General features: G+C 51.3%; 11 protein-coding genes. 6 read left to right on the forward strand and 5 right to left on the reverse strand.

All coding sequences use genetic code 11. The features are described 5' to 3' along the window. Positions 1-1013: 1013 nt before the first annotated feature. The 3 genes from Q4E40_RS03395 to Q4E40_RS03405 all read right to left on the reverse strand — a co-directional run bounded on the left by Q4E40_RS03395 (position 1014) and on the right by Q4E40_RS03405 (position 5257). Complete coding sequence (locus Q4E40_RS03395) at positions 1014-2138, reverse strand: META domain-containing protein (RefSeq protein ID WP_303410031.1); 1125 nt, start codon at positions 2136-2138, stop codon at positions 1014-1016. A gap of 189 nt (positions 2139-2327) precedes the next feature. After that, positions 2328-4040 carry a M3 family oligoendopeptidase gene (locus Q4E40_RS03400; protein WP_303410033.1) on the reverse strand — a complete coding sequence of 571 codons (1713 nt, stop codon included), beginning with the start codon at positions 4038-4040 and terminating at the stop codon, positions 2328-2330. A 131-nt stretch (positions 4041-4171) separates the two neighbouring features. Further along, complete coding sequence (locus Q4E40_RS03405) at positions 4172-5257, reverse strand: ferredoxin--NADP reductase (RefSeq protein ID WP_303410035.1); 1086 nt, start codon at positions 5255-5257, stop codon at positions 4172-4174. Positions 5258-5515: 258 nt separating this feature from the next. Between Q4E40_RS03405 and Q4E40_RS03410 the strand changes: the two genes are divergently transcribed. From Q4E40_RS03410 to Q4E40_RS03420, 3 genes are all read left to right on the forward strand, one after another. Then, complete coding sequence (locus Q4E40_RS03410) at positions 5516-6070, forward strand: HNH endonuclease (protein ID WP_116543081.1); 555 nt, start codon at positions 5516-5518, stop codon at positions 6068-6070. A gap of 52 nt (positions 6071-6122) precedes the next feature. After that, entirely contained in the window at positions 6123-6824 is a 702-nt protein-coding gene (locus tag Q4E40_RS03415) for a peptidoglycan DD-metalloendopeptidase family protein (RefSeq protein ID WP_303410038.1), read from the forward strand. A gap of 91 nt (positions 6825-6915) precedes the next feature. Next, entirely contained in the window at positions 6916-7770 is an 855-nt protein-coding gene (locus tag Q4E40_RS03420) for a mechanosensitive ion channel family protein (protein ID WP_303410039.1), read from the forward strand. Positions 7771-7872: 102 nt separating this feature from the next. On the opposite strand, the gene Q4E40_RS03425 is transcribed toward Q4E40_RS03420, so the two are convergent. Continuing rightward, positions 7873-8409 carry a hypothetical protein gene (locus Q4E40_RS03425; RefSeq protein WP_303410041.1) on the reverse strand — a complete coding sequence of 179 codons (537 nt, stop codon included), beginning with the start codon at positions 8407-8409 and terminating at the stop codon, positions 7873-7875. Positions 8410-8480: 71 nt separating this feature from the next. After that, positions 8481-9695, reverse strand: a complete 1215-nt coding sequence (locus Q4E40_RS03430; protein ID WP_303410043.1) for an ABC transporter permease — start codon at positions 9693-9695, stop codon at positions 8481-8483. A 102-nt stretch (positions 9696-9797) separates the two neighbouring features. Here Q4E40_RS03430 and Q4E40_RS03435 point away from each other — a divergent pair, with 102 nt between their 5' ends. The 3 genes from Q4E40_RS03435 to Q4E40_RS03445 all read left to right on the forward strand — a co-directional run bounded on the left by Q4E40_RS03435 (position 9798) and on the right by Q4E40_RS03445 (position 12527). Further along, the gene (locus tag Q4E40_RS03435; protein ID WP_303410045.1) at positions 9798-11030 is read left to right on the forward strand and encodes an exo-beta-N-acetylmuramidase NamZ family protein; all 1233 of its coding nucleotides are present in this window, start codon (positions 9798-9800) and stop codon (positions 11028-11030) included. A 4-nt stretch (positions 11031-11034) separates the two neighbouring features. Further along, the gene (gene fmt / locus Q4E40_RS03440) at positions 11035-11961 is read left to right on the forward strand and encodes a methionyl-tRNA formyltransferase (RefSeq protein ID WP_303410047.1); all 927 of its coding nucleotides are present in this window, start codon (positions 11035-11037) and stop codon (positions 11959-11961) included. A gap of 74 nt (positions 11962-12035) precedes the next feature. Then, positions 12036-12527, forward strand: coding sequence for a dihydrofolate reductase (locus Q4E40_RS03445; protein WP_303410049.1), 492 nt, complete (start codon positions 12036-12038; stop codon positions 12525-12527). The last annotated feature ends 8 nt before the right edge of the window (positions 12528-12535 follow it).

The raw sequence follows: 12535 nt of genomic DNA on the forward strand, positions 1-12535 counted from the left end.
GAAATGGAAATCGCCTGTTAGAAAAGACAGGCGATTTTTTTGTGAATCAGGATTTTTATTGCCGTTACTTTGAGGGTTTGAGGGGGTTGGAAAGGTCAGGGAGAGAAATCGAGGGCTTCGCAACGTCTTTTAAACCTGCGAGCGTCTGAAGCTACCAAGAAATTGATTGTCTGAATCAGGATTTTCAGAATTTGAGGATTAACAGGATTCTTATGCGCAATTAAATCTGCCAACGCGCCTCTTTGTGAAGAGGGCTCTACCCTCAACGTGGACTTTCCTTCTACTGCTTTCCAGTCTATCACCCTGGAAAGTAGGTCGGACAGTTGCTATAATGCACCCCTGCCCCTCTCTAGAGGGGAATTGCCGCTACTGTCGAGACACAGGCGTTAGCGTTGTTGCAGCAGATTATGCCTTGCAGTTCCGTGTCTAACCACCCCTAACCCCTCTTTATCCTTTAAGAGGGCCCGTACCTCCAGGCGGGGAATCTGTCGCTGCCAATTTACAGGTATAAGCATCTTAACTCCAGTATATCTGTGCACGATTAACCTGCCCCTCCCGACAGGGGATTGAAAGCCGATACGATTCTACTTTACAGGTATAAGCTTCGTGGCACCTATCATACCCCACTGGCAGGTATAGCAAGACTAACTTACCCCGGAGGCTATGGAACAGATAGCTGTACACGGTGCACCTTTGACGATTTTTTGTTTGAGCGGTCAGCGAGTTTAAAAGCGTCTTGATTTTTTTGCTTACTTTTTTCATCAAGGAAAAAAGTGAGGCCCGCCCGGCTAGGGCAAGCTATAACACAATACTGTTTTCTTTACCTCGACAGCCGCCACTTCGCCAGTTGCAAATTGGCTACCATGCACAACCACATTTGCGCTGACGCTAAACTTGGGGTATAAGCTAGGCTAGCTGTATAGACAAAGCTATATAAGCAAGAGCTCGCAATACCTGAATAATTTCATCGCTACGCCAGAGAGGTTTAGGCATAGATAAAGGTATAGATACAACTAATCTCCTCTCACAAAAACAGCAACCACCTTCCCACCCAACATCAACTCTAACCGCTCCTCACCTACTCTATACCTTAGTTCCCCATCACTTAATACTTTTAAGAATTGACTCTCTACCTCCATATTCGGGCAAGCCATTCTGGTGGAGGCAAGAGGGCCGAAGTTAATTCTGTCGCCTATTGGTTCAAGCGTGCCTGTTATTCGATTGCAACCTGCGCTACCAGATACCTTTCCCTCAGTCAGATCGATTACCATAGCCGGCTGGTTTTGATCGAAGTCTTTCGGGTTAATTTTTTTCCCCTGCAGTTCTACCAGATTCCAGGTGCCGTTTAAGCGGGAGTCACGGAGGTACATGCCGCAGCCTTGGAATACTGTATCGTCTTTTAATACAGTTACCATGTAAGGTAATTCGCGACCTGTCATGGTGTTGACGCATGTCTCTTTCATCAACCGGATTTCCAGATTGCCTGTTACAGTCTGCACTCTGTAGATGGTGCCCTCCCCTAAATCCGGCTTTTCAGCGACAGGTATAGGCGTCAGCACACTACCATCTTCTTCGTCCAACAGCCTAAACTCAATCATTTTCTCTAAGTCAATCTCCAACGACCAGAACGGCTCATTGCCAATGGCGGCAAAGTCTATCCCGCGCTCGTACTTCTCGCGCCACAGACTGGGGTTGTCCTCTGGTTCATCTGGACTTTTTCGACGCAGGCGGTAGGCATCGGCCAGTGCTGAATCAATACGGTTTCCGTCGCCATCCAGCATCACCAGCGCTTCGCCTTCCAGGGCAAACTGGTTGTTGCCCGTGCATTGTTTCTTTAGCTGCACCCTCCCATTGCCCACACCCCAGGTGCCCGACTGCACAAATGGCGTCGCGCTTCGGCCCTGGTACACCATGCGCTCGCGGTACGTGCTGTCAGGGTTGAGGTCCAGGGTATAGCCTATGCCCGGGCAGTCGGCGCAGGGAATGGTGCCTTCCCACGAACCTACGGCTCCCCGAGCTACCTCGGCATTCGACATGGGTGCGTTCGACTGCGAGACAGAAGTTGGCTCGGTGGAACAGGCTGCAGCGATGCACAACAAGATCATCCCGATGGGAAGCAAGCGATTGAGCGGATCCATTTTTCTTCGTGAACAGGTATAAAAATCTCTACGGTAAAGCCCTTGCTACAGGTAGGCGGAGTTCCATAAATCGAACCGGCAGGTATAGCTATACCTGCCAGGCCGCTGACGGCAACCGGATATTTATACAAAAGCCCCGGCACTACCTGAGAGGTAACGCCGGGGCTTTTGTACAGGTATAGCTATATCTTAAATCTTGGCCATTTCGCCTTTCACAAAGTCAACCAGACTCTTGATGTACTCGGTGCTGAAATCGAATTTAATACCGGCGGCTTCATACACTTCGCCAATTGTGACGGTATAACCCAGGCTGAGGGCTCGCTTGTAGGCGGCGAGTCCTTCGGAAGGGTTTTCTTTATAGTTCTTCCAAACCGCAATCGCACCCAATTGTGCCATGGCATACTCCACGTAGTAAAAAGGCACTTCGTAGATGTGCAGCTGTTTCTGCCAGATGAAGGGCTTATACTTCTCGAGTCCGCTCCAGTTCACCTCCAGGTGGTTAAAACGCCCGAAAATATTGAGCCACTCCTGGTGGCGTTCTTCCTGTTTGTGCTCAGGATGTTCATACAGCCAGTGCTGAAACTTGTCTACGGTGGCTACCCACGGGAAGGTCTCGAGCACACTTTCCAGGTGCGTGCGTTTGGCGCGGCGCAACTCGTCTTCGTCTATGAAGAAGGTGTCCCAATAATCCATCGAGATCAGCTCCATCGACATAGAGGCCAGCTCGGCTACTTCAGATGGCGGGTGTTTGAATGCGCTCAGGGTCAGGTCGCGGGTCAGGAAAGAGTGTACGGCGTGGCCACCTTCGTGCAGCATCGTAATCACGTCGCGCAGACTCGAGGTGGCGTTCATGAAAATGAATGGTACGCCAATCTCATCCAACGGATAGTTATACCCGCCCGGGGCCTTCCCTTTTCTAGACTCCAGATCCAGGTGGCCCATCTCGCGCATGGTAGCCAGGCAGTCACCCAGGTACGTGTCGAGGTTGTAGAATACTTGTATGGTCTTCTCCAGGAGTTCTTCGCCTGAGTGGAACGGCTCCAGAGGGGCTTTTCCGCTTGGGTCTACGTCCAGGTCCCAGGGGCGAAGATCGGCTATACCTAGCTTCTCTTTGCGCTCGTGGTCTATACCTGTCAGCAAAGGCACAATGGTCTCCTCGATGGACTGGTGGAAATCAAAGCAATCCTGCGGCGTATAGTCGAAGCGGCCCATGGCGGCGAACATGTAGTCGCGGAAGTTGTCGAAGTCGGCGTTTTTAGCCACCTGCGTGCGGAGCTTCAGGAGTTCGTCGAACAGGTCGTCGAGTTTCTGGCGGTCCTGCGTGCGGCGCTCCTGTATGGCGCGCCATGCTTCTTCGCGCACGGCACGCTCGTTTCGCTTCAGGCGGTCGGCGGCGCGTTGCAGGGTCATCTCCTCCCCGTCCAGCGTCACGGTCATGGCCCCTGTTATGGCGGCGTACTGTTGCTGCTTGGTGCTGATTTCGGTGTTCAGCGGAATGTTCTCTTCGCGGAAAATCTCCAGCGCACGCTCCACACCGCGCAGGTAGATGCGGTATTTGTCTTTGTCAAGCCCGTTCACATAAGGCGAGTGCATCAACTTCAGGTTGAGCTCGTGGTCGTAAGGGGCTATTTGGGGTTCTATCTCTGATACGAAATACTGGAAAGCCTTTGTGATATCCTCGTTCTGGGTGTCGCAGGTCATGCGGATGTAGCGCCAGCCCAGGTCTTCGGAGAGCACGCTCTCAAGCTCGCTGCGGTCTTTCATCCACTTCTCCAGCTCCTCCACCGAGTTGATGGCGCGGCTTTTCAGTTCTTCAAAATATGGCTGTATGGTTTCCCAATTATCTATTTTAAAGTCTTCGGACAGGTAAACCCGCTTCTTTCGTTCGGGTACTTGTATCATAGCTTCTGTTTTACTCATAGATGGTTCTGTAAAGAAGAGGTAATATAGACACTTCTTCTGAAAGTGCAAAAAAAAGCTGCACTATATATGTAAAATATAGTGCAGCTAAACTGATTTATAAACAAATATTTTTATCCTATTTCGATGACCACGTTGGAGGTGAGCGGATGGCCTACGCAGTTGAGCACGTACCCTTCATCTAACTCAGCGTCTGATAGTCCTTCGCGCTCGTCCAGATGCACTTTTCCGCTCAGGCATTTGCCCCGGCAGGCAGTGCACAGACCAGCCTGGCAGGAGTATGGCAGATCCACGTCCTGGTCCAACGCCGCTTCCAGAATAGTCTGGTCCGGCTCCACTACCACGCTGTATTCGGCTCCTTCGTAAATGATGGTTACGGTCTGGGTCGTGATCTCGCCGTCATCGTCCGAAGAAGAAACGTCGCCGTGGTGCTCCTGCTCCTGCTGCTCCACCAGTTTGTTGCTCACAAAACTCTCCCGGAAAATGCGCTCAGCAGGCACGTGCAGCACGTTCAGAGCCTTGCGCACCTCCTCCATCATCCCATCAGGTCCGCACATGTAGTACAGGGCATCTGTTGCTTTGGACAGCTGTTGACGCTCCAGTATTTTCAAGATCACGCTCTGGTTCATGCGGCCGCGGTAGTCGCAGGCCTGCTTGGGCTGGCTGTAAATGTACTCCACCCGCAGGCGATTCGGGTTGGCATCCTGCAGCTCCTGCAGCTGTTGCTTGAAGATAACAGAGTTCTCGTCGCGGTTGCCGTACAGCAGCGTCACCTTCGTGTTGGGCTCTTCGCGCAGGGCCGCTCGGAGCATGGACATCAGTGGCGTAATGCCGCTACCAGCCCCGAAAAGGATAATATGGCGGCTCTTTTCGGCCTCCGGCACAAGGTTGAAATTACCGAGTGGCTCCATTACCTCAATTTCCTGTCCAACTTGCAGATTATCAAGCAAATAATTGGAAACCAGACCACCTTCTACACGTTTAACAGTTACTGACAGTCTACTGCCCTCATTCGGGGCGCAACACAGTGAGTAAGAACGGCGGACTTTCTTTCCGTCTATCGGAAGGATAAGTGTCAGGAACTGACCTGCCTTGAATGGAATCGGTTTTTTATCGGGATGTTCTAAGTGTATCGTAATCGCATCTGAGGTTTCGCGTGTTATCTCCACGACCTTCAGCATGAAATAGGGGCTACTCATATCGTTTTTATACTAGTCTATTAAGAGGAAACATGGTTTCAGACTGAAAGTTACGACAATCTGTCCTGTTCAGTGAAAATTTCGGCTATTTTTTAAAACCGATTTCCTGAATCACGTATTATAACCAAATCATTAACAGAAAGAACGCTGGATGAAAAAAAAACTGCACATTTGTAACATAGTACATACAAGTGCTGTAGTCAGGTACTAACCAACCCCCGCATTCCGTTCTTTACCATACCATTATTGAAAACACCAATGCTCTACAAACTAACTCTCAAAAACTGTGAAAAAACCGTAGTAGTGGACGACCGCACCTACGAGTACATTCAGAACAATGCTTACCTGCAGCAAATTGATTTTTTGAAGCACCTGCGCATTCACTCTAACGGTTACGCCTTCTTCCAGAAGAACTGGCCGCTGAAAAACGGCAAGTACCGCAACGAAACCATCTACCTGCACAAAATGATCGGCGAACAGCTGATTGAAAAGCCCGAAAGCAACATCAAGCTGTATGTGCACTTCAAGAACGGCAACAAGCTCGACTGCCGCCTCGAAAACCTGGAGTGGGCTCCGCTCTGCAAGATTGTGCGCAACACAGCCAAAACGGAGAACAAACTGGGCGTACGCGGCGTGCACAAAGAAGCGCAGAAGTACCGCGCCATCATCCACCATAACAAGCAACGCATCAACCTCGGCACTTTCGACACGCTGCAGGAAGCTGCGCAGGCTTACAGCAAGAAGTCCGAAGAGCTTTTTGGCAAGACCAAGAGCCTGAAGACACTCTCCAAGTATGTAGAAGAAGTCGCATAATTCTTCTTATACTTGTACTTGCGTGGCGGCACATTTCCCGCCTTACTACCACATGCTGAATACCGAAAAGAAACTTAGCGATATTCTAAGACGGCACACTGTTGCCTTCGGGCCCGTACTCGATACGGACCTGAACGGCGGGCAAGTGTGCCGTCTTGATTTTACGGCAGCCAACCAATTGTTGCAGCAAACTGACCTGCGCAATACCGAAGCTTTTAACCAGGCTGTGAACCGCATGCTGCAGGAACAGAACGCCACCATCGGCGTGGGTGGCTATCTGGAGAACCGATTCATTTACCGCCGCAGCCAACACTTCGACGCGGCCGAGGAGAGCCGCGACCTGCACTTAGGTATAGATGTTTGGCTACCCGCCGGCACGGCCGTGTTTGCCCCGCTTGACGGCAGGGTGCACAGCTTTGCCGACAACGCCAACTTCGGCGACTACGGCCCCACCATTATTCTGGAGCACGAACTCGAAGGCGTGACGTTCTATACCTTGTATGGCCACCTGAATGTGTCTTGCCTGGAGGGGCTGTCGGTTGGCAAGAAAATCCGGAAAGGCGACAAGATTGCCGAGGTGGGCCCATACCCCGAGAACGGCGACTGGCCGCCGCATCTGCACTTTCAGGTAATGTGCTCGATGGACGGAAAACAGGGCGATTATCCCGGTGTGGCCCGACTGTCAGAACGCGCTTTGTATGAAGGCCTTTGCCCGGACCCGAACCTGATCCTGAACTGCCGCCACCTGGCTTAGTTTTGCCTTTGCTATAGAAATTAACCAAATTTGAACTCTGGTACCCTCGCATAGGTGCCAGAGTTTTGCTTTTAACACGAACCTGACAGCTATGTCTGACCTTTTTAATTTTGAAGCTTACAGCGCCAACATCACCAATTTTGTAATGGTGTATGGGATGCGCCTGGTGGTGGCCGTTATCACACTGTTAGTTGGCCTTTGGGTCATCAACTGGCTCAACCGCATGATGTATAATCTGATGGTGAAGAAGGACGTGGACGTATCGCTGCGCCCGTTCCTGAAGAGTGTGCTGGCCGTGGCCATGCGCGTGTTGCTGATTATTCTGGTGATTGCGCAACTAGGCGTCGAGATGACTTCGTTCATCGCCATCCTCGGATCGGCCGGTCTGGCCATTGGTTTGGCCCTGCAAGGTAGCCTTGCCAACTTCGCCGGCGGTGTGCTGATTCTCACTATCAAGCCCTTCCGGGTAGGCGACTACATCGAAGCGCAGGGACAGGGGGGCACCGTGGACATGATCAACATTTTCAACACGGTACTGAAAACACCTGATAACAAGACGATCTTTATACCCAACGGCCCGCTGGCCAACAGTGTGGTGGTGAACTACACGATCGAGAAAACTCGCCGCGTGGAGTTGAAGTTTATCGTTTCGGTGAACAACGACATCGGCAAAGTACGCCAGATTCTGCAGGACCTAATAAAGGGCGACGAGCGTGTACTGCCTGACCCGGCACCTGCCATTGTGGTAACCGATTTTGCCGAGCATTCCCTTTCGCTGAGCGTGCGCGTCTGGGTGAACAAAGAGAATTACTGGGCCTTCTTCTGGGACATGAACGAACGTGCCAAGTCAGCTTTTGAAGAGCAGGGTATCCAAATGCCGGTGCCGCGTAGAGAAATGGTAAGCAGTACCAGTGGGCAGACCCCAAAGGCAGTGCCGCAGGTATAGCTAGGAGGTATAGACTTAGAAACAAAACCGGCAGTTCAGGTATGAGCTGCCGGTTTTGTTTTTATGGATGTTTTGGACAAGATGAAATAGTATTAGATCGAGCTATTCAACTCTCCGCAATAAACGGTAATAAATCGCATTTCCTTTGCCATCATCTAATGACATGATGATATCACCTTTTTTGGCAAGCCCTTCTACATCCCTGGCAAATAAATTTACGCCCCATACCTCCTGGTAATTTTTGATATCCGGGTTATCGATGGTTATAAACTGACCATCATAGGTATAGTTCGGTGTCCTACTTTTCGGTAAAGTTTTAAACAATTCATCCAGCTCTTTTGCCGTGTGGCTCCCATCCATTGAAGTCATCATAGAATAAACCTTGCCGTCTTCATAGAAGGCAAACCATTGGTAAGGTTGAGGCCACGGGTCAACCTGATTCACTTCCTTTTTGGGCAGCTCTACCATTTTCCAAAACCCTACCAACTGTTGTCTTGACGGAGGTCCTCCGGCATCAGATTGTGAAGAATTAGTATTTTGTTCTGCAGCTACTGTGGATGGTCCTTGTTGAGCCTTTTGGGTTGTGCTGCACGCAGTTGCGAACGAGATGGTTAGAATAAGGAGTAAAATTCTTTTCACAAGATTCTTTAAATGCGCTGCAGTCACTTCACAGAAGTTTGATGTAATTACAACGAAGGTATACTCCTCCCCTAATCAAACTTAATAGCCCGAACAGGCTTAATGCGCGCGACCATGGCGGCAGGGATCAGGATGGCGAGCATGGTCATCATGAGGGTGATGACGTTGAGGGCGATGATGATGCCGAAGTTCCAGCTGATGGGCACAGTATCCATGTAGTAGTTTTCGGGATCGAGCGGGATGAGCTGGAAGTAGTACTGGATGGCGCAGAAGCCCAACCCGATCACGTTGCCCCACAGCATCCCTTTGAGCGTCAGGCTGAGGCCGCGGAAGTAGAAGATCTTTCGTATTTGAGCGTCGGTGGCCCCAATGGCTTTGAGCACGCCAATCATGCTGATGCGCTCGATGATCATGATGAACACCGTGGACACCATGTTGAAAGTCGCCACGAAGATGATCAGCACCAGAAAGATGACCACGTTTTTGCGCAACAGCTGCAGCCAGTCAAAGAGCTGGGCATGCCGGTCGGTTATTTTTTCGAGCTGCAGGTCGTAGTTCATCTGGTCGAATACCTGGTCGGCCACCACGTCTATCTGATCGAAATCCTTGAGCAATATCTCCACGCCGCCTACCAGAGTATCGGGCCAGTTGTTGAGCTCGCGAATCAGTTGCAGATCGCCGATAACGAACACCTCGTCAAACTCCTCCAACCCTGTGTTAAACACCCCGGCCACCCGCAGTTTTCGGGCTCGCGGCGGATTCTGGATGAAGTAAAAGATTGCCTCGTCCCCTACCTTAAGCCGGAGTTTGTTGGCAATTTTCCGGCTGAGCATCACGTCTTTGGAAGAGGCCGTATCTGAGAATGTCACCACCCCGCCCTCATCCAGATTGTCCCGCATGGCGCTCAGGTCATAATCTCTGCCTACGCCCTTCATCACCACGCCCAACACCTCGTCTTGTGTTTTGATGATGGCCGTTTTGCGGGCGAAGCCCTGTATATGCTTTATGCCCGCTATTTCTTCGGTGCTGTTTATACCTGTGGCTGTGCTGATGGGCGCGCCCTCGAAGGAATTGTTGGTATCATACTTACTGATCTGCAGGTGCGCCCCGAAGCTGAAAATCTTGTTCCGTATCTCATCACGGAAGCCTTCCAGAATCGCAAACGACACAATCATGATGGCAATGCCTGCAGCTATGCTTATAATTGCTATTTTTGTCACAGACGTGGTGAAAGAACCAGCCTGTACTTCGGAAATCTTATCAGATATGAATTTGGATACGTTCACTCGCTTGCGTCTAAACTGCCTTAAATATAGGTATGAATTTTGACTTCGTACCGCTTAAATTCGTTTTTGCCACCTAAACATACATACACTTACCCAACACGCATGATACAACCCATCTTAATCCTCGGTGCCCTATTACTTGGCCTCAACAGCTGTTCGCCTAAGCAAAGCCCCGCCACAACCGCGGAGCAAAACATACCCGCAACAGAAACAGCCACCGCCCCTGAAACGCCTGCAGCCAAACCGCTGGTACTGGGCGCCGAGCAACTGGACCGTTACCTGAAGCACCTGGAGGGCAAGCGTGTGGGTATGGTCGTGAACCAGACCTCTGTGATCGGCAAAACCCACCTCGTGGACACCTTGATCAGCCGCAGCGTGGAAGTGACTACCATTTTTGCCCCTGAGCACGGTTTCCGCGGTGAGGCCGATGCTGGTGCGCACATCAAAGACGCGAAAGACACCAAAACGGGACTGCCGATCATCTCGCTTTACGGCAGCAACAAGAAGCCTTCTAAAGCGCAAATGCAGAACCTCGACGTGCTTGTGTTTGACATTCAAGACGTGGGCACGCGCTTCTATACCTACATCAGCACCATGCACTACGCCATGGAGGCCTGTGCCGAAAACGGCAAGAAGATGCTTGTGCTGGACCGCCCCAATCCGAACGGTCACTACGTAGATGGCCCGGTGCTGGAGATGGAGCACAAGTCCTTCGTGGGCATGCACCCGATTCCGATTGTGCACGGCCTCACAGTAGGCGAACTGGCCGAGATGATCAACGGTGAGAAATGGCTGGAAGGCGAGAAAAGCTGCGACCTGACCGTGATCAAGATGGAGAACTACGACCACACGATGGCGTATGACCTGCCGGTGCGCCCTTCTCCGAACCTGCCAAACGCCCAGTCTATTGCCCTATACCCGTCCATCTGTTTCTTTGAAGGAACGAACGTGAGCGTGGGCCGCGGTACGCCTACGCCTTTCCAGGTGATCGGTTCGCCTTTCTACCAGAAGAAGGACTACTCGTTTACGCCTGTCAGCACACCGGGTGCCACTGACCCGCCGCATAAAGGTGTCAAGTGCTACGGCATGGATTTGACCGATCCGTCGTTTGCGCAGCCTTTCACCCTGAAGTACCTGTTGGAGATGTACAACAACTCGTCCAGCAAGGAAAAGTTCTTCAACAACTTCTTCGAGAAACTGGCGGGTACCTCGGAATTGCGCAAGCAAGTGATTGCCGGCAAAACCGAAACCGAGATCAAAGCCAGCTGGGAGCCTAACCTGTCGGACTACAAAGTGCTCCGCAAAAACTACTTGCTATACCCTGATTTTGAATAGAACCATGCCTGATCTACGCATTGTGTTCATGGGTACACCCGATTTTGCGGTGCCTACCCTGCAAGCACTCGTCGAACATAACTATAAGGTAGTAGCTGTGGTGACGGCACCTGACAAACCGGCGGGCCGCGGCCAGAAGATTCAGCAGTCGCCTGTGAAAGAGTACGCCGTGTCGCAAGGTATACCGGTGCTGCAACCAACCAACCTGAAGTCGGAGGCTTTTCTGGAAGAACTTCGCAGCTACCAGGCAAATCTGCAGATTATTGTGGCTTTCCGCATGCTGCCGGAGGTGGTGTGGGCCATGCCGGAGCTTGGTTCTTTCAACATCCACGGTTCTTTGCTGCCGCAATACCGGGGGGCGGCGCCTATCAACTGGGCCATCATCAACGGTGAGGAAGAAACCGGCGTGACCTCTTTCTTCCTCAAGCACGAGATCGACACCGGCGACCTGATCTTCCAGGACCGCCTACCGATACTGGAAGACGACGACTTTGGCAGCATGTATGAAAAGCTGAAGCACAAAGGCGCTGAACTGGCCGTGCGTACAGTACAAGCCATCGAACGCGGCGAAGTGCAGCCACAGCCCCAGCAAACATCAGCCGAGACCAAACATGCTCCGAAGATCTTCAAAGAGACCTGCGAGATAAACTGGAACCTGTCCGCCCGTCAAGTACGGGACTTCATCCGCGGCCTCTCGCCTTACCCAGCCGCCTGGACACGTTTCGATGGGAAGACGTTTAAAATTTTCAAGACACAAGTGCTGGAGGATACCGCCTATACCTTAGCGCCAGGCCAAATCAAAACGGACAACAAAACCTACCTGCATGTACAGACTGATGATGGAGTCCTCGCTATTTTAGACCTCCAGATAGAAGGCAAAAAGCGCATGCCGGTGCAGGATTTGCTCAGAGGGTATAAGTTTGAGGTATAGATTATTTTCAGGTATAACCTTAAGCATTTCAGCTTAAATTTAGTATCGACTGAAAAGCACATTAGCACATTAATATGATCGCCATCGTCGTAGCCATAGCCGAGAACAACGTCATCGGGAAGGACAACCAGTTGATCTGGCACCTGCCCGCCGACCTGCGTCATTTCAAGCAAAAGACCATGGGGCACCCCATGATCATGGGCCGCAAGACGTTTGAGTCCATCGGCAAACCTCTCCCCGGCCGCACCACGATTATAGTCACTCGGCAGGAAGATTATCAGGCTGAAGGATGTATTGTAGTGAACTCCGTTGAAGAGGCGATTGCAAAAGGCCGAGAGCTTGACAGCGAACAGGTGAGCATTGTGGGTGGCGCTGAAATCTACAAGCAGGCCCTCCCCTATGTAGATACACTATTCCTGACGGAGGTGCACCATGCCTTTGACGGGGATACTTTTTTCCTTGAGTTGAAGCAAGAGGAATGGCAGGAAGTGAGTTCTGAAAGCCACCAGCCGGATGAGAAAAATAAGTATACCTATACCTTTAAAGAGCTGCGCCGCAAGGTATAGCCGCAAAA

Origin of the sequence: Pontibacter coccineus, from assembly GCF_030546575.1 — a bacterium.
GTDB classification, from domain to species: domain Bacteria; phylum Bacteroidota; class Bacteroidia; order Cytophagales; family Hymenobacteraceae; genus Pontibacter; species Pontibacter coccineus.